The 22,596-nt window shown below is 59.7% G+C and carries 15 protein-coding genes; 5 read left to right on the forward strand and 10 right to left on the reverse strand.

Features of this window, described 5'->3' with window-relative positions; all coding sequences use genetic code 11:
* Positions 1-66 precede the first annotated feature (66 nt).
* The 3 genes from RIKMI_RS0104155 to RIKMI_RS0104170 form a co-directional block, all read right to left on the reverse strand.
* Complete coding sequence (locus RIKMI_RS0104155) at positions 67-1,428, reverse strand: mechanosensitive ion channel family protein (RefSeq protein ID WP_051214334.1); 1,362 nt, start codon at positions 1,426-1,428, stop codon at positions 67-69.
* 1,037 nt (positions 1,429-2,465) lie between these two features.
* Positions 2,466-3,248: a TIGR02757 family protein gene (locus tag RIKMI_RS0104165; protein WP_027290566.1), complete on the reverse strand. Its 783-nt coding sequence runs from the start codon at positions 3,246-3,248 to the stop codon at positions 2,466-2,468.
* 86 nt (positions 3,249-3,334) lie between these two features.
* Positions 3,335-4,237: a class I SAM-dependent methyltransferase gene (locus tag RIKMI_RS0104170; RefSeq protein WP_037291492.1), complete on the reverse strand. Its 903-nt coding sequence runs from the start codon at positions 4,235-4,237 to the stop codon at positions 3,335-3,337.
* A 650-nt stretch (positions 4,238-4,887) separates the two neighbouring features.
* Here RIKMI_RS0104170 and RIKMI_RS0104180 point away from each other — a divergent pair.
* Complete coding sequence (locus RIKMI_RS0104180) at positions 4,888-5,607, forward strand: pirin family protein (protein ID WP_027290569.1); 720 nt, start codon at positions 4,888-4,890, stop codon at positions 5,605-5,607.
* Between the two features lie 79 nt (positions 5,608-5,686).
* Here RIKMI_RS0104180 and phnW read toward each other — a convergent pair whose 3' ends face one another.
* From phnW to RIKMI_RS12995, 3 genes are all read right to left on the reverse strand, one after another.
* Complete coding sequence (phnW, locus tag RIKMI_RS0104185; RefSeq protein WP_027290570.1) at positions 5,687-6,775, reverse strand: 2-aminoethylphosphonate--pyruvate transaminase; 1,089 nt, start codon at positions 6,773-6,775, stop codon at positions 5,687-5,689.
* A 108-nt stretch (positions 6,776-6,883) separates the two neighbouring features.
* Positions 6,884-7,684 (reverse strand): phosphonoacetaldehyde hydrolase, encoded by an 801-nt coding sequence (gene phnX / locus RIKMI_RS0104190; RefSeq protein ID WP_027290571.1) that lies wholly within the window; start codon positions 7,682-7,684, stop codon positions 6,884-6,886.
* 5 nt (positions 7,685-7,689) lie between these two features.
* A complete protein-coding gene (locus tag RIKMI_RS12995; RefSeq protein ID WP_084135169.1) occupies positions 7,690-9,045 on the reverse strand; it encodes a DUF5690 family protein in 1,356 nt (451 codons plus the stop codon).
* Positions 9,046-9,221: 176 nt separating this feature from the next.
* Here RIKMI_RS12995 and RIKMI_RS0104200 point away from each other — a divergent pair, with 176 nt between their 5' ends.
* Positions 9,222-10,259, forward strand: a complete 1,038-nt coding sequence (locus RIKMI_RS0104200; RefSeq protein WP_051214336.1) for a TlpA disulfide reductase family protein — start codon at positions 9,222-9,224, stop codon at positions 10,257-10,259.
* Positions 10,260-11,361: 1,102 nt separating this feature from the next.
* A complete protein-coding gene (locus tag RIKMI_RS0104210) occupies positions 11,362-12,324 on the forward strand; it encodes a hypothetical protein (protein ID WP_027290573.1) in 963 nt (320 codons plus the stop codon).
* Positions 12,325-12,411: 87 nt separating this feature from the next.
* Here RIKMI_RS0104210 and RIKMI_RS0104215 read toward each other — a convergent pair whose 3' ends face one another.
* A complete protein-coding gene (locus tag RIKMI_RS0104215) occupies positions 12,412-13,791 on the reverse strand; it encodes an alpha/beta hydrolase family protein (RefSeq protein ID WP_051214337.1) in 1,380 nt (459 codons plus the stop codon).
* Positions 13,792-13,900: 109 nt separating this feature from the next.
* Here RIKMI_RS0104215 and RIKMI_RS0104220 point away from each other — a divergent pair, with 109 nt between their 5' ends.
* Complete coding sequence (locus tag RIKMI_RS0104220) at positions 13,901-16,042, forward strand: right-handed parallel beta-helix repeat-containing protein (protein ID WP_027290575.1); 2,142 nt, start codon at positions 13,901-13,903, stop codon at positions 16,040-16,042.
* A 9-nt stretch (positions 16,043-16,051) separates the two neighbouring features.
* Positions 16,052-17,290, forward strand: coding sequence for a glycoside hydrolase family protein (locus RIKMI_RS13000; protein ID WP_051214339.1), 1,239 nt, complete (start codon positions 16,052-16,054; stop codon positions 17,288-17,290).
* Between the two features lie 90 nt (positions 17,291-17,380).
* On the opposite strand, the gene RIKMI_RS0104230 is transcribed toward RIKMI_RS13000, so the two are convergent.
* Genes RIKMI_RS0104230 through RIKMI_RS0104240 form a run of 3 tightly spaced genes read right to left on the reverse strand, consistent with a single transcriptional unit; the run spans position 17,381 to position 22,594 of the window.
* A complete protein-coding gene (locus RIKMI_RS0104230) occupies positions 17,381-17,986 on the reverse strand; it encodes a TetR/AcrR family transcriptional regulator (RefSeq protein WP_027290576.1) in 606 nt (201 codons plus the stop codon).
* A 12-nt stretch (positions 17,987-17,998) separates the two neighbouring features.
* Complete coding sequence (locus RIKMI_RS0104235; RefSeq protein ID WP_027290577.1) at positions 17,999-19,363, reverse strand: TolC family protein; 1,365 nt, start codon at positions 19,361-19,363, stop codon at positions 17,999-18,001.
* A gap of 33 nt (positions 19,364-19,396) precedes the next feature.
* Positions 19,397-22,594: an efflux RND transporter permease subunit gene (locus RIKMI_RS0104240; protein ID WP_027290578.1), complete on the reverse strand. Its 3,198-nt coding sequence runs from the start codon at positions 22,592-22,594 to the stop codon at positions 19,397-19,399.
* Positions 22,595-22,596: the final 2 nt, after the last annotated feature.

Here is a 22,596-nt window from a genome sequence, read left to right on the forward strand (position 1 = left end):
AGCGACCGAACGGTAGCCTTTCCGGCACAGGCCGACGAGCCGAAAACGATTACCCTTCCCCTGATACTACGCCTGCTGCCGTTCCCCGTCGAGCGCCTCGGCAAGGTCGGTGCCGGCCGGGCTTTGGAACAACCGCAGGCCGAAAATCGGCACGCAGGCGATGACGTATTCGATCACCGACCGCCGCACGGCGTCGAAGACATATTCGTCTTCCGTATTGTTCGTGAAGGCATAGACTTCGAAACCGATCCCACGGTCGGTCATCTCCGGCTGGTAACGGGCGAAAGTCAGCATTTTGTGGTTCAGCTGCGGGTTCCGGAAGAGCCAGACTTCGATGTGGGCACGCAGCAGGGCGAGGTTGGTCAGGTGCTGCGGACTGCTCGACCGGGCCAGTTCGATGGCCGCTTTCGATTCGGAGGCGGTGGCCGGGTCGGTACCGATCCGGTCGAGCAACGCGTCGTCGGCCGGAGCCACGGAACGGACGTCCAGCGGGAACCGGCAGATGAACCGCCGTCCGCCGCTGGTCTCCATGCAGCGCCAGTTGATAAAGGCTTCCGAAACCATCGAATAGATCGGGATCATCGTCACGGTATTGTCCCAGTTCTGCACTTTGACCGAGTTGAGGTTGATGTCCAATACCATCCCGTTCGCCCGTTTGCTGGGCATTTCGATCCAGTCGCCGGGACGCACCATGTCCTGCGCCGACAGCTGGATGGAGGCTACGAATCCCAGCAGCGTATCGCGGAAAACCAGCGAGAGGACGGCGGCTGCGGCTCCCAATCCGACCAGCAGGCTGGTGGGGTTTTTCTGCATGATGTCCGCGACGATCAGGATGGCGGCGACGAAAGCCAGGAAGACTTTGCATATCTGGATATAGCCCTTGATGGAGCGTTTTTGCGCTTCGGGCGAGCGTTGGTAGGCGTCGTTGAGGGCGTCGAGGATCGAGAAGCAGACGAGCAGCAGGGTGAAAATGATGGCGCATTCGGTGACGATCCGTGCGGCCGTGTTCAGTTCCGGAGTGAAGCCCCGGAAAAAGGTCTCCAGACCGATCAGCAGCACGCCGAGGGGGGCGAGATAGAGCGCCCGATCGAAAAATTTCCGTTTGTAGAGAATGTCGCCGATACGATTCTTGTTTCGCTGCACGCGGTATCTGATGAATCTGATCACAAAACGGGAGATGATGAAATCGACGAGCCAGACGGCCAGCGCCAGGCCCGCGCAGACGGCCAGGAAGGTCAGTCCGTTGCTCCAGCCAGGCCCGATGCCGTGGCTGCCGAGCCATTGCCAGAGGTCTTCCACGACCCAGAATTTGGCCGCGGGAATATGGGAGGCGGTTTGAAAACGGGTCGCGAGGGTCGAATCGGCGACGGCGAGATGGGCGGTATCGGCGGCGATCATGCCTTGGATCAGCGAGAATGGGGTCCACATAATCTTATTCTTTTCCGGTGAGGTTTGTTTTCCAGATGAATCGGTCGCACTCCGGGGGGCATCGGGGCGATGCTTCGAAAGGAGAGAACGGACGGAAAGCCGGCCATTCGGTCCGGTCTCTGCGGCAGAGCGTCAGGGCGGATTCCGGCCCGCCCTGACGCCCGAAACGATACCTGCAAAATTCGGTCCGATTTTACCGGTGCCGGTCGGTTTCAGAAACAATTCCGGATTTTGACGATACAGTCGGATGTCACAAAAGAGGCGGCTCGTTTACAGTTCCGGCTTCATGGCGTTCCGATCCGCACGTTTCTGCATCGCTGTTTCGCGGCCACGGTTCGAAAATACAGCATGAACACAGGGCCGGCAACGAGAAGATGTCATAATCGGTTTGCTCTGTCTTTAAATTTGTAGTTCTAATTTCGGAACCCCGATTATTTATACCAACAATTTTCACCGACGTTTTTTGGCTCGCACCGGACCTTCCGGATGTCCGATCCTCATCATAGATAAAATGCTTTGCGCCTATCCCCGGAAGCCGCAGAGCGGCTTGGACACATAAGCCGGCGATTCGAGAGAATCGCATCCATAAAAACCGTACGGTTAAATGGCCGGGACATGTTTTGCGACCTTTAGGTCGCGCGGGCCGCAGCCTCGCCCCGCGGAGGCCCGCTCGCTCGCCAGGCTCGTTCACGGTCTCCGCAGGCTGCGACCCTCGGCAAATAACCGTACGGTTTATTTCAATGTTCTCCCTTTGTCAGGCCGGAGCCCCCCCGGCGAGCCGACGCTGCCGGCGAGAGCCATCGGGGTTGGCTTCGCCTTCCTCCTCGCCGTTCGGCAGTGCTAAGCCAGCTTGCACTGCTCTCACCGGCAGCGTCGGTTGCACGAATGGCCGAGCGGCGAGGAGGGAAACGAACGAAGCGAAGTTAACGGTTGCAACCTGCGGTCGCGCCTTCGCTGGCTTCGGGTCGCACGAAAGAAAGTGTTCGATCCGCCCGTTCATGCGGAACCCTTAGTTAAAACCCTACAATATGAATGAATCAACCGGCCAACTCTTTATAGATACCGGCGCAGAAAAGCGCGTAATCGTAACGCACCGGGTCGTCCGGATCGAATTCCCGGAGCGCTGCCGTAACCTCTTCCACCGCTTTCCAGTCGTTCTGCCGGCGCGCGAGCAGTCCCAGCGCACGCGACGTTTCGGCCGTATGGACATCCAGCGGCAGGTAAAGCGCCGACGCCGGGATCGCGTCGCTCCAGAGGCCAAAATCCACGCCGTTCCCGTCCCGCCGCACCATCCATTTCAGATACATGTTGAGCCGCTTGCAGGCCGCCCCTTTGTCCACCGAGGAGAGGTGCCGCATGTGCCTGGGCAGGGGGTTCAGCTCCGGCGGGAAAAACAACCGCCGGAATTCCGATAAGACTTCGCGCATCTCTCTGTGTCTGAGGAACGACGACCGGAAAAAGCCGCCCAGACCGCCGTGATGCCGGTAAATCCGTTGCAACGCCCGAACGAAATAGACGAAATCATCGCCGTTGAACGTCCGGTGCACGAAAGGCAGCAGAGCCTCCCAGTCCTCCGGCTCCGACTGGCAGACGAACTGGTAGGGCGCATCGTCCATCAGTTCCATCATCCGCCGCCCGTTCCGCACGATGGTGGGGCGTTGCCCCCAGGCGATCGTCGCCGCCAGGAAACCCGCGATCTCGATGTCTTCGGCCCGTTCGTAACGATGCGGCACCGAAACCGGATCGGCATCGATAAAAGCGGCGCAGTTGTATCGGACGCAGAGGCTGTCCAGGTAATCTTTGATCTCCCGACGTGTCATGACAAAGGTATGTTCGGACCGATAATACGGCCATTCCGGGATGAGGCCGCAGCCACCGTTTTCAGAAGTCTGTTCGCCGTCCCGGTCTATCTCCGGAAACGGAGGAAAACTCCCAGCGGGAGCCGTTTTCCGGCGGCGTCTTCCACATACAGTTCGCCCTGCTGCGCTGCGGCTCCGGCCGCCTGCGGGAAAGCCGAGTCCGCCAATGTCCGCGCCAGCAACGCCGACAGCCCCATCGAGTAGAGGTTCAGTACCACGAAACAGTTTTCGCGCTCCAGCAGTTCCGAGCACAGCGAGAGCATCTCCCCGATCTGTTCTTCCAGCACCCATTTTTCGCCGTCGGCCCCCCGGCCGTACGACGGAGGATCGAGAATAATCCCGTTGTACCTGCGGGAACGCCTCACCTCCCGGCGGACGAACTTCATCGCGTCTTCCACCACCCAGCGTATGCCTTCCAGGCCCGACGCTTCCATGTTTTCACGCGACCACGTCACCGTCGGCCGCACCGAATCCACGTGCGTCACCCGCGCTCCCGCCGCGCACGCCGCCAGCGACGCTCCGCCCGTATAGGCGAACAGATTCAGCACCTCCGGCCGTTCCGTTCCGCCGGCCCGCAGTTTCAGCACCGTGTCGTAAATGTAATCCCAGTTCGCCGCCTGTTCCGGAAAAATCCCCACATGCTTGAACGAAGTGAGGCCGAGCCTCATCTTCAGGGAGAGGCCCGCCGCGTTGCGGTAACCGACGAACCACTGCTGGGGCGTTCCCCGCCTCAGGAGCCATTCGCCCCGCTCGTCGCTGCCTTTGCTTTTGCGGAAGACGGCTCCCGCGCGCGCTTCCCACTCCGCTTCCGGTAACGACGGCCGCCACAGGGCCTGCGGCTCCGGCCGCGCCATGACCACTGTTCCGAAACGTTCCAGTTTCCGTCCGTCGCCGCAATCCAGCAGCTCATAATCTTTCCATTGTTCCGGTGTCAGTAACGACAGCTCCATATTGAAATCGGTTCGGTCTGTGAACAAAAAGACGACTATATCTTAAGTAAAGATAGTACTATTTTACACAACAGGGGATGATGGTTTCTGAAAACTTTATGTCGGGCCGTATTTTATCCTGTCGGGACCCGAAGACGCGAGCCGATGACAGGTCATGCGAAATAGCTTATAAATGCTTCGTAGGTTTAATTGCTTTACCCTTCGGCTTCGCACCCATCTCCCGAAGCGGCTCCGCCGTTTGGGGGCTAAAGTCGGCGATTCTCTCGAATCGCATCCATAAGAACCGTATGGTTTTAGTTCAGGGTTCCGCATGAACGGGCGGGTCGGACACGTTCTTACGTGCGCTCCGGAGCCAGCGAAGGCCAGACCGAGCTTCGTGAGGTTACAGCCGCTGAACTTCGCTTCGTTCGCTTCCCTTCTGGCCGGGGGTGGGTTGCTGTTGGTGCCTCGGTTCGGGCTGGTCGCTGACGCGGAAACTCCAGGTCGGAGATCCTGCAGCATCGTAAGGATCCGCTTCGCAGGATCTGTGCACGATTTTTGGTACATTATATGTACTTATCTAAAAACGGCTGCGGACTTTGCAAAAACATAGATTAAAAGACGCGCCAGGAGCATTCACCGATAATCAATCGAATAATTTATACACAACCATGAAAACCGTATTGCACAAAGCCTCGACCCGGGGATTTTTCGACCACGGGTGGCTCAAGACCCACCACACCTTCAGCTTCGCCGACTACTACGATCCCGAACGGGTCCATTTCGGCGCCCTGCGCGTACTTAACGACGACCGTGTCGCTCCCGGCACCGGATTCGGCCTCCATCCCCACAGCAACATGGAAATCGTCACGATCCCCCTGAGCGGTGCGCTGACCCACGGCGACAGCATGGGGCACAGCGAAACCATCGGGCACGGCATGATCCAGGTGATGAGCGCCGGGCGCGGTCTGCGCCACAGCGAAATGAACAAAGACCTCAACCGCAACGCCGAACTGCTCCAGATATGGGTAATCCCCGACCGCGAGCATGTCGAACCGCGGTACGAAAACGCCGTAATCGCCGACCTGCTCCGTAAGAACCGGATCGCAACCATCGTCGAACCTTATCCCGGCAACGGACGGATACCGTGGATCTACCAGCAGGCCTGGTTCTCGATCGGGAAGCTCGAAAAAGGCACCGAACTGGTCTATCCGTTCCACTCGGACAAGAGCTTCGGCACCTATGTTTTCGTATTGAGCGGCGACATCGAAGCCGCCGGCATCGAACTGTCCGAACGCGACGGCCTCGGCGTCAGCGAAACGCAGGAGATTCCCCTGCGGGCCGTCACCGACGCACAGATACTGCTGATCGAAGTGCCGGATATCAGGTAGTCGTCCGAACGCCGATAATCAACCGAGGGGTGCCGTCCTATCCGGACGGCACCCCTCGGTTTTTACGGTCATAACCGGATTACAACGTCCGGATAATATCCGTCAGTCGCCGGAAATCGGCCGGGAAGACATCGCCGATATTCCCGATGCGGAACGTGTCGGCCTCCGAAATCTTGCCCGGATAAATCACGAACCCTTCGGCTTTCAGCTTCTCATAGAAATCGGCGAAATCGAAATCCGCCGACGGATAGAGGAACGAAGTGATGATAGGCGACTGGATATCATCGGCGAGCAGGGTCCGGAATCCCGCTTCGCGCATCCCATTCACCAGCGTGTCGTGGTTTTCGCGGTAACGAGCGTAACGCGCCGCGACGCCCCCTTCGGCCTTCAGTTCCTGCAAAGCCTGGAAGAAAGCCCGCACCACGTGGGTCGGCGAAGTGAAACGCCATTTGCCGCCGCCTTTTTCCATCGTCTCCCACTGGTCGTAAATATCCAGCGACAACGACCGCGAAACGCCTTTGCATTTTTCGAGTTCAGACCGACGGGCAATCACGAAGCAGAAACCGGGTACGCCCTGAATGCACTTGTTGGCGCTGCTGATCAGGAAGTCGATCCCCAGCCCCCGGATATCGATCGGAATGCCGCCGAAGCTGCTCATCGCATCGACGATCAGCGTCAGCCCCGCCCCTTTCACGATCGGTGCGAGGTCGGCTACGGGATTCAGGATGCCGGTGGTCGTTTCGCAGTGCACCACCGAAAAATGGGTCGCGTCCGGATTCTCGGCGATCGCCTTTTTCACGATCTCCGGAGTTACCTGTTCGGTCTCTTTCAAAGCCACGTGCACGTGCGGGATACCCGCATGGCGGGCGATGTCAGCCATACGTTTGCCGTAGGCCCCGTTGCTGACGATCAGCAGTTTGTCGGTCGGACGCACGGCGCAGGTGATCGTCGCTTCGACGCCGTAGGTGCCGCTGCCCTGCAACAGGACGGTCGTATAGGTGCCGTCCTGCGGGTCGAGTCCGGCGATCTCCAGCAACCCTTTGCGCAGCGGGGTCACTACACCGAGGTTATAGTCTTTATCCCACGTGCACCAGTCCTGCAACATGGCCTGACGGACGGTTTCGGACGTGCTCAGCGGACCGGGGGTCAGCAAAAGGTAGTTTCTCATGGTATTATTCTGTTTCATTGTTCTTTCATTGGGGGTTTCCGCGGTAGCGGTCGGCTCAGCGCCGGACGGCTTTCAGCCGTCGGGGGGGCGGCGCGAGCCGAAATAGTTTTAGTACCGGCCTCCTCGCATCCTGGCGTTGATCCCTTCGATGCAGGCGGGAAGCTCGGTGATGTCGTCGAGCACGAAATCCGCGCCCGCCGCGATCATCTTCCGGCGCACGGCGGCTTTACGCGCGGCCAGTTCTCCGGCAGGCATGGCCGCATATTCGGCCTCGTCCAGCCCCAGTTCGTTGCTCCCGGTCACGATCCCGACCGACCACACCTTGGCGTTCAGCCCCTCGCGGATGTCGGCGATCGTATCGCCTACCTTCACCACGCAGTCCGGCGAGTCGATCGCCAGGTCGATCATATTCTTATAGATCATGTACGGCGCCGGACGGCCTGCCGGCAACCCGTCCGGCGTCACGAGATTGTCCACCGCGTACCCTTTCGCTGCGGCTGCCGGACGTACCACTTCCATCATGGCTGCGGTAAAGCCGGTCGTCGAACCCACCTTAAGCCCCTGCGCCCGCAAGGCGGCGAGCGTGTCGATCACGCCGGGAATCGGGTCGGTATATTCGGCCAGCGAAGCGAACAAGTGCTTTTCGAACGCGGCGTTCATCGCCTTCACATCCTCTTCGTTCCATGCGCGGCCATGCGCGGCGCGGAACTTCGCGTCCACGTCGGCCATTTGCAGGATCGTCCGGATATGGTCGATCTTGAGCATCCCCATCGGCTCGCGGGCCTGCGCGTAACTGATCTCGATGTTCCACTCCCGGAACATCTTGAGGAATGCCCCCAGCGGGGCGAAACACCCGAAATCAACGGCCGTCCCGGCCCAGTCCATCACGATAGCCTGTACTTGTTTCATTGCAATTATCTGTTTGATTCTTTAAGATTCAAATGCCCGGCGGCAACAGTTATCGGCCGATAGAGATTCACCCCTTGGGGTACGTGCTGTGCAGCCTGCTCCCGGCGGTATCGCCGCAGGATCAGCAGCAAAGTTACTAAGAATGCGGTTCCGCAGAACACCCCGACGCATCCGGCCAGCATGTTGTAGAAAGCCAGCCAGTCGAGATCGGGCATCGCGAACTCCCGCACCATCAGCACGCAAACCGTCCCCGTATAACCGATGGCATCGACCGTCGCGATAAAGAACCCTACGTTTCCTTTGATTCTGAAACAGGCGATAAAGCGGTCGAAAAAGAGCGTCTGGAACGCCAGATAGCCGATATAAAGGCACAGGCTCTGTATGAACAGCCAGGCGACGGGACTGAGGTTCACCGTATCGTAGCCGAACGAGATGACCGACATCACGGCGGCCCCGGCCACCACCATAACCAGCAGAACGGTCAGCGCCCGGATATTGTTTTTCACGAATGTCATCAGCGCGAAAAGCACGAGGATAATGCCCGTAACGATACTGTCCATTTGGGCGAAAAACCAGGATGAATAGCCCGTGGTATCGAAAATATCGACCAGAAAATCCTCTTTTACGTCGCGCAGCATCACCAGCAGCAGGTTGCCCACGAAAAGCAACGTCAGGATCGGCATGAAACGCCGCAAGATGTCCCGCCGCCCCCGGCCGTCCATCACGATCCGTTCGCTTTTCTGCCGGATATCCTTTTTGCTGGGCTGCGGCATACGGCTGAGCGTCCAGGCCAGCAGGCAGAGCAGCGGAAAGGCGATGCCTCCGATTACGGCCGGCATCCAGAATTCGCTGATACCGAGATTGTTCATGGCGAACAGGCCGAGCGACTTGGCCGTGCCGGAACTGACCACTATGCTGATCCCCAGCAGGCTGGCCAGCAGGTCGGTAAGCCGGCGGCCTTCGATGAAACTGAAAATCACGCCCCACATGCACCCCAGCGCCAGACCGTTGAAAAACATGGCGAACATATTCCACGGCCGGGGCAGCAGACCGAAAGCGAGCAGGGCGAGTTCGGCCACGAGTCCCATCGATGCGATGAAGGCAAGCCTGCGCGGGCGTTTCAGTTCGGAGATGATCTTGATGCCGGCGAATTTGGCGATGAGGTAGCCGACGATCTGGGTCACGGTAACGGCCACTTTATAGTCGATGCCGAAAATTTCCATTCCGTCGAACCCGGCGGCGGTATAAGGTTTGCGCAGGGCGTAAACCAACGAATAGCAGAGCAGCGCGGCCCCGCCGCCCCAAAGGACGAACAGGGCGTCGGAAAGCAGGCGGCGGCTGCGGAGTTGGCGTGCGGTCATGGCTTGTGGTATAACCTCGTTTTCGATGTTACAAAATTATTTCGCCCCTGTTACGCCTGTGTTTCCGCTGCGTTAAGCCTGTCTGAACTTTAGGTTAAGAGAACATTAAGCCCTCACGGAAGGATATCGGCACGGGAAATTCGTTATTTTAGAAGTGTTTTTAAAACCCGAACCCAATGATGAAATCTTTGATCCTTACGGCCGCACTGGCCGCTGCCGGCATGTGCGGCGCACACGCCCAGAGCTATACGATCCGGGGCATGGCGCCCGAATCGGAAAACGGGAAAACGGTCTATATGACCAATGCACAGGGACAAACGATAGACAGTGCCGTGGTGCGCGACGGAAAGTTCGCCTTTGCTCGCGACGATCAGGGGATCCGAAGGCTGGATCTCGGTCGATATTACACCGGTTTCATTGCCGAACCGGGGACCATTACGGTGGACCTTAACGACCTGAAGCGGGTGGGCGGGACTCCACAGAACGATTCGCTGGCCGGACTGCTGGGCCGGATGCAAAAGCATTACGAGGCACTTGACAAACTCTGGGCCGACAGCACGCTCACGAAAGCAGAGAAAACGGAACGAGGCAAAGCCAACGGCGAACGATACATAGCACAAGTCATCGCCTCCTACAAAGCGAATAGAAATAATTTCTTCGGAGTCAGCGCACTGTTGGAAATCGCCTACAATCTGGAGCCGGAACGATTTCTCGCCCTCTACCAGGAAGGAGGCGACGCGGTGCGCAGCGACAGTTCGCTGAAAAGCTATAAAAAGGCCAAAGAGTCCGAATTAACGACATCGTCGGGCAAACCGTTCGCCGATTTCGAGGGGACGGACAGCACGGGGCGCCCGGTGAAGCTGTCGGACTACGCAGGCAAGGGGAAATACGTGCTGGTGGATTTCTGGGCTTCGTGGTGCGGCCCGTGCCGTCAGGAGACCCCGGTAGTGGCCGCAGCTTACGAAAAATACAAGGACAAGGGGCTGGAAGTGCTGGGCCTCTTCGTCTGGGACAAACCGAAGAATCTCGGCAAAGCGGTAAAAGACCTGCATATCGGGTGGCCGCAGATCATCGACTCGAACAATACGGTATGCGACCTCTACGGAGTGCAGGGCATTCCGCACATCATGCTGATCGGCCCGGACGGGACGATCCTGGCCCGCGACCTGCGCGGCGAGGGGATCGAACAGGCGATCGCCGAATATCTGCGCTGACCTGCTCCCACCCGTCCGGGATACGCGCTCCCGAACGGAAAAATCCCGGTATCCCGCCGATCGGGCGCAGCCGGACACAAGGGGCCGGTTCCTCACGGGGAACCGGCCCCTTTCATCGCTCCGCATACCGTCGCCCGGGTTTCTCCGGAAACCGTTGCTCTCCGTCGCGTCAAAGCCGCGATACAGCACCTGATATACCTGTCATTTCCAAGCGGTCGTATACTTTCACGTACCGGCCGTTCCATCCCCCGTTTATCCGGTGAAAACTATCGGTATATCAAAGCATACGATCGGGCAAAGTTTATAATCGGCCTCCGGACATATGCGAATCCCCCCGGTCCCATACGCCCATGCCCCGGAACGCAGAAATGTTGTATCTTTGCGGCAAAGTACAACGAAAAGCGTTCCAAACTTACTTGCCCTCTGTCAGGAATCTGGAAAATTCGCATTGCAAGGAGGGAAGTAACGTAGGCGCTCACGTCTTGTATCTGCTGCGAAAAGCCGCGTGCATATTTCCGCGCCCGGTTTTTCCGTAATCCGATATGGGCGTGGGCTGTCTGCGTTTACTCACTTGCAAAGGCATTCCAGAGCCTCCTGATATGGGTAAACGAGCCGGACAGCTTCACGCTTTTTTCGTTCCGCACGGGCGGGAGCAAAGCGAAGCGGAGTCCGGAACGAACCTATGAAAAAGAAACCCAGACCCCGCGAGACACAAAAAGGCTGTATCTTCACAGCCCTTATCGTATTGCTGATCATTCTGCTGATGATGGTCGCCGCCGCAGGACGGTAACGCGCCGCGGTCGTTCTCTTGTCCCGGATCATACGGTTCCATTCCGGCCTTTTCCTCCGTCTGCGGGTTCCGCCGGACAAACCGTACCGTTATTCGCAGAATCGCCCGGCCGGAAGCCCGTCTCCCGATAACCGGCGATGCTTATGAACCGCATCCGTAAAAACCCGCCGGATCTTATGATCGGGCACAATCTCTTGCCGGGGAAGGTCCGGCACCCTGCAAATAACGGTACGATAATTGCGGAACGCATGCCGTGCGCAAAACCGGCCTCTGTTTACGGAGCCGACGCATGCAACGCAATCCCGCCGAACCATGATTACGGAAACGCTCAACCGTGCGCTGATCGAAGCCATGCGCGGCAAAATACCCGCCGGAACCACCCTCGCCCGCGTGCTGATGGATATGCTGTATATCGGGAAAGAAGCCGCATATCGCCGTCTGCGCGGCGAAGTACCCTTCACGCTGGCCGAAGCCGCCGCCATCTCGCGGAAACTGGGCATATCGCTGGACAAGACCGCAGGCGCCGCACAGGACGGTAACGACCTGTTCCGACCGGGAACCGCGCACCGTACCGATTCGGTCGGAATCTACGGTTCCATTCTGGACAGCTGCACGGAACTGTTCCGCGAGATCGCCGCAACGGCCGGTTCGGAACTGGGCATCTCGTCGAACCGCCTGTCGCAGACCTGGTGCCTGCCATACGGCACCCTGGCCAAATTCCGCCTGTTCCAGTGGATGTACCAACGCGGCGACATCGGTTTCGCCCGGAACTTCGAAACGTTTTCCCTACCCGAAGAACTCGCCGGACGGCAAAAAGATTTCGTCGCCGCCGCGCAGCAGATCGGCACAGTCTGCTACGTATGGGACCAGGCGATATTCCGCAACCTGGCCGACGACATCCGGTATTTCGCAGACATCCGGCTGCTCGGCCCCCAAAGCGTGGATATGCTGAAAGAAGATTTGTTCCGGTTGCTCGAAGAGGCGGAAACCGTCGCCGCCGCAGGCCATTCCGCCGCAGGCAACCAAGTGCGGATTTTCATTTCGGGCATCCACTCCGAAGCGACTTACGGCTACGCGGAGACTCACGCGGCACAGGCGGCCCTGATCCGCCTCTACGGAATCGTCCCGGTCATCTCGCGGGATCCCGAAATATTCGACGGTATCAAAACCTGGATACATTCGCTCCGGAAGTCCTCTACGCTGATCTCGGAAAGCGGCGAGAGGCAACGGATCCGGTTTTTCGACCGCCAGCGGGCGGCCGTGCGGGAACTATGACTTTCCGGCACGCCGGTTATCGCCCGTAACGTCCCGACCCGCCGCACGGCCGATTGCCGGCATCTCATCCGCACGGCCGGCAACGGTTCAACGGGCAGTACCGAGTATCCAGACGGCGATATCCTCCAGCACCTCCGGCGAGACAGTCTCCTCGATCAGCGCATACTCGCCCGCCGCCCCCGTTTCGGCATGTTGGAACAGGTGATTCAACCCCTCATAGGCCTTCACCGTCACGCGCTGATTACCGCCCTCGGAAGCATATTTCCGAATCAGCCCGAGATTGATCGCCGCATCGACCTGCACGTCTTTCGTCCCGTTAATCGCCAGCACCGGACAACGTGCGGCCCGGATATACGGCTCCGGGTCGTTGCGTTTAAAAAAGCGCATCCAGGCTCCCTGCCGCATAGCCAGCACGGCGAGCGCGTTCCGCCGCATCGGCGCAGGCAGAGAAGCCCGCGGCCCTTCCGGAAACAACACGCCCGCCAAAGAATCGCGGTGCGACCGCAGGAACTCCGGGGGATAACGCTCCTGAAGCCGGAAAATATCCCGCAATACGCCGACATAGGCATCGACCGACGAATCCGGCATTCCCCGTACCGTCAGGATCGCCCGGTTCTGCATCAACAGCAACGAGTCTCCCCGCTGCGCGCATCCCGCCAGCGACACGACGAACGCTACCTCCGGGTTTCGCGCCGCAGCCATAAAGACGATCGTCCCCCCTTCGCTGTGGCCCAGTATGCCGACCTTGCCGCGGGCGATTTCCGGCCGGGCAGAAAGATAACCGAACGCGGAGAGCGCATCGCGCGTGAAATCCTCCGTCGTAGCCGCAGCAAAATCCCCTGTCGAAGCGCCCGCTCCGCGATCGTCGTACCGCAGCACGGCAATACCCCGCCGCGTGAGGTAATCGGCGATCACTGCGAACGGTTTATGTCCCCATATCTCTTCGTTCCGGTTCTGCGGCCCGCTGCCGGTTACCAACACGACGGCCGGAAACGGCCCCCTGCCTTCGGGCACGGTCAGCGTCCCGGCCAGCGTCACGGAATCTTTCCGGTTTTCGACCCGTACCTCTTCGGACCGGTACGGGAACGGCGGTTTGGGTTCCTGCGGCCGCCGCAGGGCGAAATCCCCGCGTCCCAGATTCAGGGCGAGGGGAAACATCCCCTGCATGAAGATTCCCTTCAGGCTGTCGCCCTCGACCCGTCCAGTAAAAACCGCCTTCAGTTCGTCCCACTCGACGGTCAGCTCCTCCGAACGGTATACTGCGGACGAAGCCGGCAGACCGAAAGCCCCCTGGTCGGGGCTGTCCATCGTAACGGCGTAGCCGGTATCGGCCGCCGCGATATGCAGCACGATTTTCAGCGACTGCGGCCCGGCTTTCAGCGTACCGCCCCAGTCGCCCGTAATCCCCTGCGCCGCGGCGCTGCCCGCGAAGAACAGCGCGAACACGGCCCCGTATATTTTTTTCATCGCTGAAAAGATTTGCATAAAGGTACCGAATCTTCGGGTTCCCCTGACGATTCCTCGTCGTAAAAACAATACATTTCGTATCTTGGGGTCGGCAAATTTTCCCAAACTCATGAAACTCTCCCTTTTCCTGAGCCTGCCGCTATGCTGTCTGCATATCGCGACCGCACAGGCAGGCCAACAAACCCTTATCGTCTCTCCGCACGGCGACGACCGCGCGTCGGGTACCCTGCGCAAGCCTTTCCGCACGCTGGAACGCGCCCTGGCCGAAACGGCCCGTCATCCGCAGGATACGACCCTCATCCTCCTGCGCGGCGGCACCTATTTCCTGACACAGACCATAGAAATTACCGGTCTGAAAAATCTGACCATAGCCCCCTACGACGGAGAGCCGGTCGCCTTTACCGGTTCCTGCCCGGTGAAGCCGGGCAACCTGCGGAAAGTGGCCGATCCGGCGATCCGCGAACGGCTGCGCCCCGAAGTCCGCGACCGCGTGCGCCAGATCGACGCCGCTGCATCGGGCATTCCGCTGACCAGTCTGATGCCCAAAGGATTCGGACGGCCGTCGCTGCCGGCCTGGAGCGAGTTGTTCATCGACGGCCGACCCTTGAACGTCGCCCGCTGGCCCAACGACAGCATGGCGCCGATCGGGAAGATACACTGTACGGGCGATATTCCCCGCGAACAAAAATACGGGATCGGCGATCCAGTATTCGAATACCGGGAAGAGCGGCCTTCGCACTGGAAATCGGCCGAGGGCATGTGGATAGCCGGATATTTCGCCCACGGCTATGCCGACGACATGATCCCCGTTCGCGGCATAGACACGGCCGCACGGACGATTACGGCCGCGCTGCCGACCCAATACGGATTCATGACGGGCGCACCGTGGCGGCAGTGGTATGCCCTGAATCTGGTCGAGGAGATCGACCTCCCCGGCGAATACGTGCTGGATTCGGCCGGCGGCAGGATCTACTTCCTGCCTCCGGAAAATACGCCGATGAAAGATATCCGTATCTCGACGCTCGAAACGCCGATGTTCGCTTTTACCGGGTGCAGCAATGTAACGCTGCGCGGAGTGGCGATGGAGTATTCCCGCGGTATGGGCGTCTATATAGAACAGTCGGATTCGGTACGGGTAGACAGCTGCGCGATCCGCAACCTCGGTTATGCGGGAGTATGCATCGGCCGCGGCGACACCGGGTCCGATCAGGAAGCGGCCGGGCAAAGCGCATCGCCCGACGGCACACCGGCCTCGATAGGCACCCTCCAGAACCGGACTTACAACGACGTGCTGTTCAACCGACGCGCGGGAACATACAACGGCGTCAGCAATTGTTACATTTACCAAGTCGGTTCGGGAGGCGTGAATCTCGGCGGGGGCGACCGGGCTACGCTGACTCCGGCCCATAATTATGTCGAGAACTGCCGCATCCACGACTTCAACCGCATCGAGAAGTCGTACCGTCCGGGCATCTGGATCGACGGGGTGGGCAACCGCATCTCGAACTGCGAAATCTTCGACGCGCCGAGTATGGCCATTCTGCTCCACGGCAACGACCATACGGTCGAATACTGCGACATCTACGATGTCTGCCGCGAAGTGGACGACCAGGGCGCCTTCTACTACGGCCGCGACCCGTCGGAGCGGGGCAATCGGGTGCGATACTGCTATTTCCACGACTTCTCGTCGGCTCACCGCGTGTCGGCCACCTACCACGACGACGGAGCCTGCGGCATGGAGGTCTTCGGCTGCGTCTATTACAAAGCGGGAACGATCCCCGTGCTGATCGGCGGCGGCCACGACAACGTTTACAGGAACAATCTGTTCATAGACCTGCCGCAGGCGATCCATATCGACAACCGGATGGAAGGCTGGGGACGGAACATGCTCGACCCCGGCGGTATCGTGGACCAACGGTTACGGGCCGTCAGGCATACCGAACCGCCCTATGCCGCGGCATATCCGGAACTGGCCCGCTACTGGGAAGGTACGCCGCGCGTACCGCGCGGGAATGCGTTCGCCGGCAACCTGTTTTACCGGGTGGGAAGAGTCCTGAACGGTTCGCCGGCATGGGCGGACTGGAGCAATAACTGGATTACGACCGACGATCCCGGTTTTGCCGATCCGGCCGACCCGATGAAGGGTTTCGTACCGGACGCGCGGATTTACCGGATGATCGACCGTTTCGCCCCGATTCCCTTCGAACGTATCGGTTGCAAACTGCCCGACATACGAACCGTACAACAATAAACGAACGCCATGCGACACCTTCTTCTTGCCGCGGCGCTGTGCTGCGCTTGCGGCCGGAATACCGCCGCCGCTCAAGCCTACCGCGTCGAAGCCGAACCGGTGGAACTCTCCGTAACCAGAGACAACGGACATGCCGACGCTTCGGGGTATTCCGTTTTCCGGCTCGACGACCGTTTCGTCTGGGGGGCTTCGGCCATCCGGGGCGAAGACGGCCGGTACTACCTCATATACAGTGCTCCTCCCGCCGGCGTTCATGCTTTCGACCCGGCCTGGGTGCTGGGTTCGCAGATGGGCCTCGCCGTCTCGGACCGGCACGACGGCGGGTTCCGCGATCTGGGCATTTTTCTCAACCCGGACGGATTCCGGACCGACAGTTCGGCATGGGACGCGCAGACCGTGATGAACCCCCACGTCCGGAAATTCGATGGCAAATACTACCTCTATTACGTCGGCGGGGTCGATCCCGGCAACAGCCGCATACGGTCGGCCGACGGCACTTTGCCTTTGCGCGACCGCATCCAGCAGTCGCTGCGGATCGGCGTGATCGCGTTCGACTCTTTCGCCGACTTGCAGGCCGGCCGCTACGAGCGATCCGACGTACCGTTGCTCGCGCCCCGCACCCGCGTCAAGCCCGACCGGATCGTCGATCCTTCGCCCGACGGGACCCGGCCCATGCCGGACAACATCATCGTAGTGAACCCTTCGGTCGTCCGCCGACCGAGCGACGGCAAGTACCTGCTTTACTTCAAAGGAAACATGTATGATCCCACCTGGCGCGGCGTGCACGGCGTCGCGCTCGGCGACTCGCCCACGGGACCTTTCGTGCCGCTCGACCGCGAGGTTTTCACGGTCGAGACCGCCGACGGTCACAAAAGTTCGGCCGAAGACCCCTACGTGTGGTATTGCGGGCGGGACAGCGCGTTTTATGCCATCTTCAAGGATTTCACCGGCGCTTTTACGCAGGGCGAGCCGTGTCTGGCCGTCATGCGGTCGGACGACGGAATCGACTGGGAACTGCCCGACACTTCGCTGTTTATGAAAAAGCAACTGCTCCTTCCCTCCGGCGACACGCTGAAGGTCGCCCGGTTGGAACGGCCCCAGCTGCTGACCGATGCGCAAGGCGTCCCGCTGGTGCTTTATTGCGCCTGTGCCGTGAGCGAAGTCAACGGGCGCAAGGACAGCGGCTCGTTCAATGTCCAGATCCGGTTGAAAGAACGCCGTCCGTCCCCGACGGCAGCCGACGAATGACCGGGTCGGGCGCACCCCGGCAAACGAAACGGGAAGGCCGCTTCCCCCCAACCGGGGGAAGCGGCCTTCCCGTTCTCGTATCGACCGGCCTTATACCGGCAATTTGTCCGCATCCAGCAACTGGTCGATGTAGCCGATTTTGTCCAATTTGAAGAAACCTCTCAGCAGGACATAGCTCATCAGACGCTGTTCGGTACGGGACGCCCCCTGCCGGCATTGCTCGAACAGCGTGTCGAACAGGCTGCCTGCCACCCTTTCGGGATCCACGAAGGCGAGCAGGCAGTCGCAGTCCCGGCACTGCGTCAGTGCTTCGAACACCTGCCGGCGCCAGAAAACCTTCTCGCACTCGATGAACGACCGGTAATCGGCATCCGGCATAATGTCGGAAAGCAACGTGCTCCCATAGGTATGCAACAGGGCGACATATTCGTCCACGGTCCGGAAAAGCATCTTCGTGCAGGCCGCGACCGAACGGTCGCCCCGGCCGGGCAGTTTGCCCCTCGCTTCGTTCGCTATGTCGGACAGGCACAGGCGGATCAGGCATGTCTTCTGCGGAAAAAGCTGGTAAAGGGTCCGTTTTGAAACTCTCATTCCCCTGGCGATATCGTCCATCGTCAGTTTGCTGACCCCGTGCAGGCAAATCTCCTGCCGGACATAGTCCACTATCTGCCTGCGGGCCGTTTCCGATCGTTTCATCCCTGTCTGCTTTTACATTCTGCCACCGCCCAGAGCCTGGTAAAGCGTAATGATCCCCTGTATCTCGGTCACGCGGTTGGCTACCTGGGTGAGTTGGGCGGTCAGCAGGGTCTGCTGGGCCGTCAGCACTTCCAGATAAGTCGTGCTGCCGTGTTTCATCAGCAGTTGGGTGCTGCGGGCTGCCGACTCCAGCGAAGCCACCTGCTTTTCATAGAACGCCGCCTTGTCCCGCGCCGTCTGGTATTGTTCCAGCGCTTCGTTCACTTCGACGCCCGCATTCAGCAAAGTCTGCTCGAAAGCCAGACGCGCTTCTTCCTGCTGAGCTTTGGCGATCCGCAGCTGAGCGATGTTGGCGGCCCGGTTGAAGAGCGGCTGGGTGAGCGACGCGACGGCCGACGCGAGGAATTTACCCGGATTGACGATCATGCTCCCGGCACTGTTGGTCCACCCGGCGCTGCCGCTGAGGGTGATGGTCGGGTAGAACGCGGCACGGGCGGCATTGGTTCCGTAGAAACTCTGCGCCAGAGCCAGTTCCGCACTGCGGACGTCGGGTCGGTTGGAGAGCATCTGGAGCGGAATCCCGACCGAGAAGCTGTCGGGCAGCCGCTGTCCTTCGAGCGTCCCGCGCTCGATGTCGTGGGGGACGTCGGCCAGGAGCAGGCAAAGCGAGTTCTGTGCCGTGTTGATCTGCTCTTTCAGGTCGAGCACCGTCGTGCGGATATTGTAGTAGTTGGCTTCGGTCTGGGCCAGCGCGGCTTCGGTCACCATACCCGCCTCTTTCATGGCGCGGGTGGCATCGACGCTCGCTTTCCAAGCCGCCTCGGTCTCGACGGCGATCGCGTGTTGCGCGTCGAGCATCAGCAGGGTATAATAAGTGTTGGCCACACCGGCCACGAGCTGCGTCTTGACCGCCTGAGCGTACTCTTTGGTCTGTTCGTAACCCGCCTTGGCCTGGCGTTTGGCGTTGGTGAGCTTACCGAAGATGTCTATCTCCCAGCTGGCCGCCACGGGTACGGAATAGGTCTGGGTCGCTTTGCCTCCGTCGAAACTGCTGACGGTTCCCTGCGGGGTGAAGTTCAGCGACGGCAGGTAGGAAAGCCGAGCCGAAAGCAGGGCCGCTTCGGCCTCCTGTACTTTCAGGTAGGCGGTCTGCATATCGGTGTTGCGTACCAGCGCGGAGTCGATCAGTTTCCGGAGACAGGGGTCGGTGAAGACCTCTTTCCAGGACAGGTTCCCGAAACTGGCCGTATCGGCGGAAGCGGACAGCTCGCTGCCGTACAGCCCCTCCGGAACCGTCGCGGCGGGTTGGTATTTCTTATAGATGCCGCAGCTGCTCAGGGTAAGCGCAGCTGCCGACATCAAGATGATTTTCTTCATACTTCGAATCTTCATGGTTTGGAAACTCCGGCCTTATTTGATACCGGCGTCGCGTAATTCTTTTTCGGTCTCTTCCATCTCTTCCTGGATCTGCCAGTCGTCCGTCGGCTCGGTCTGGAGCGGTTTGATCTTCTCCTGGAGCCACTGGAAGGCGATGAACAGGGACGGCACGATGAAGAGCAGGGCCAGCGTACCGATGACCATACCGCCGACCGCACCGGTACCCAGTGAGCGGTTACCGTTGGCGCCCACGCCGGTGGCCGCCATCAGCGGGAACAGGCCGACGATCATGGTCAGGGCCGTCATCAGGATCGGACGCAGACGGGCTTTGGCCGCGCTGACGGCAGCCGCCGTCAGGCTCATGCCCGCATACCGCCGTTCGGTGGCGTACTCCGTCAGCAGGATGGCGGTCTTGGCCAGAAGACCGATCAGCATGATCAGCCCCACTTGCAGATAGATATTGTTTTCCAGTCCGAGCATCTTGGCGAACAGGAAGGTACCCATCAGACCGCACGGTACGGCGAGCAGCACCGCGAAAGGCACCACGAAACTTTCGTACAATGCGCAGAGGATCAGGTAAATCATCAACAGACAGATCCCGAAGATGATGACGGTCGTCCCGCTCTGCTGGCTCTCTTCGCGGGTGATCCCCCCGAACTCGAAGCCGAAGCCGATCGGCAGGGCGGCCTGTGCCGTCTCTTCGACCGCACGGATGGCGTCCCCCGAACTGTACCCTTCGGCAGGCATGGCGTTCACGGCGATGGAGTTATACATGTTGAAGCGGCTGAGCGTTTCGGCGCCGTAGGTACGGGTCAGGGTCACGAACTGGCTCAGCGGAGCCATCTCGCCGTTCGACAACCGCACGAACGTATTGTTGAGCGACTCTTCGTCCAGACGGTATTTCGGATCGGCCTGGATCATCACGCGGTACACTTTCGAGAAGCGGTTGATGTTCGAAACGTACTGCCCGCCATAATAGGCCGACAGGGTGCTCAGCACAGCGTCGGGCGAGGTTCCCGCGCGTTTGCACTTGGCGGCGTCGATATCCACCATCCATTGCGGGTAACGCACGTCGAAGGTGGAATAGGCCATCGAGATTTCCGGCCGCTGGTTCAAAGCCGCCAGATACTGCTGTACCGTCGAGAAGAATGCGCTCACATCGCCGCCGGTACGGTCCTGCATCTGGATTTCGAGGGCGTTACCCATACCGTAACCGGGGATCATACCCGGCGCCATGGCGAATATCTGCGCATCCTTGATATCGGCCGTCCGGGCGGTTATCTGCCCGATCACCGCCTGTACGTTGTCGCTCTTTTCGGGCCGTTCGTCCCACGGTTTGAGCTTCACGATGAACATACCGAACGAGCTGCCCTGACCGGCGATAAGTCCGTAACCGGCCACTTTCTGCACGTGCAGCACCTGCGGAATCCCCTCGATGCGTTTTTCGATACGGTCCATGATTTCGTTGGTCGTCTGCAACGAGTTGCCGGCGGCCGTGCTGACATTCACGAACAGTACCCCCTGGTCTTCTTCGGGCACCAGACTGGTCTTGGTGGTCCGCATCAGGAACACCAGCAAAGCGATCGAGCAGGCCAGCAGCCCCCAGGTCAGCCAGCGGTGCTTGACGAAAGCCAGCACGATCTTTTTGTACCGTTCGCTCATCCGGTCGAAGACCGCGGTGAACACCTTGCGGAAACGGGCTGCGAAATTGTTCTTCTGCGTACCGTCCTCATTCAGGTAAGGTTTCAGCAGGATAGCGCAGAGCGCGGGGCTGAGCGTCAGCGCATTGAGAGCCGAAATACCCACGGCCACGGCCATCGTCAGACCGAACTGCGTATAGAACGTTCCGGAAGTACCGCTCATGAACGATACCGGGATGAACACGGCCATGAACACCAGCGAAGAGGTGATCACGGCGTTGCTGATCCCCTTCATGGCGTCGATGGTTGCCATATAGGACGACCGGTAGCCGACGTCGAAGCGGGCCTGTACCGCCTCGACCACGATGATGGAGTCGTCCACCACCGTACCGATCACCAGCACCAGGGCGAACAGCGTAATCAGGTTGATACTGAACCCGGCCAATGCCATGAAGGCGAAAGTACCGATCAGCGACACGGTGATACCCACCAGCGGGATCAACGTGGAACGCACGTCCTGCAGGAAGATGTACACCACGAGGATCACGAGAATGATGGCTTCGATCAGGGTCTGGACCACATTGTGGATCGAAGCGAAAAGGAAGTCGTTGGCGCTCATCACCTGAGTCAGCGCGACCCCTTTGGGCAGACTCTTGGCGGCTTCGGCCAGGAATTTGTCGATGTTCTGGTTGATTTCCGTAGCGTTCGATCCGGCCGTCTGGAAGATCATGGCGGTCACGCCCGGATGGGCGTCCATGGTCCCGTGATAGGCGTAGCTTTCCTGCCCCAGCTCAATGTCGGCCACATCCTTGAGTTTCAGCACTTCGCCGTCCTCCGTGGAACGGATCACGATCTCGCCGAACTCTTCGGGAGTAATCAGCCGTCCGCGATACTTCATCGTATATTGATAGGTCTCGTCGGAATTTTCGCCGAACGAACCGGTAGCGGACTCGATATTCTGCTCGGCCAGCACCGCCGTCACGTCGGACGGCACCAGGCCATACTGCGCCATAATGTCCGGCTTCATCCAGATACGCATGCTGTAGTCGCCGCCCATGACCATCATATCGCCCACGCCGGTGATACGCAGGATCTCCGGTTTCAGGTTGATGCTCATGTAGTTGGCCAGGAACGTCTCGTCATAGGAGTCGTCCGGGCTGTAGAGCGAGAACATTTGCAGCATACTGGTCTGCCGCTTGGAGGTCGTCACCCCGACCTGCGTCACTTCGGCCGGCAGCTGGCCGGTGGCTTTCGAGACGCGGTTCTGCACATTGACCGCCGCCATGTCCGGGTCGGTCCCCTGTTTGAAATAGACGGAGATATCGACCGAACCGGCATTGGTGGCCGTAGAGGTCATGTAAGTCATGTTCTCCACCCCGTTGATCGCCTCTTCCAGCGGCGCGATCACGCTCTTCTGCAAGGTTTCGGCGCTGGCCCCGAAGTAGGTGGTGCTCACCCGTACCGTCGGCGGAGCGATGTCCGGATACTGTTCGACAGGCAGGGTGAACAGCCCGATGATCCCCACGATGACGATCAGGATGGAGATGACCGCCGAAAATACGGGGCGTTCTATAAAATGTCTCAGATTCATGA

It is taken from the genome of Rikenella microfusus DSM 15922, assembly GCF_000427365.1.
GTDB classification, from domain to species: Bacteria; Bacteroidota; Bacteroidia; order Bacteroidales; family Rikenellaceae; genus Rikenella; species Rikenella microfusus.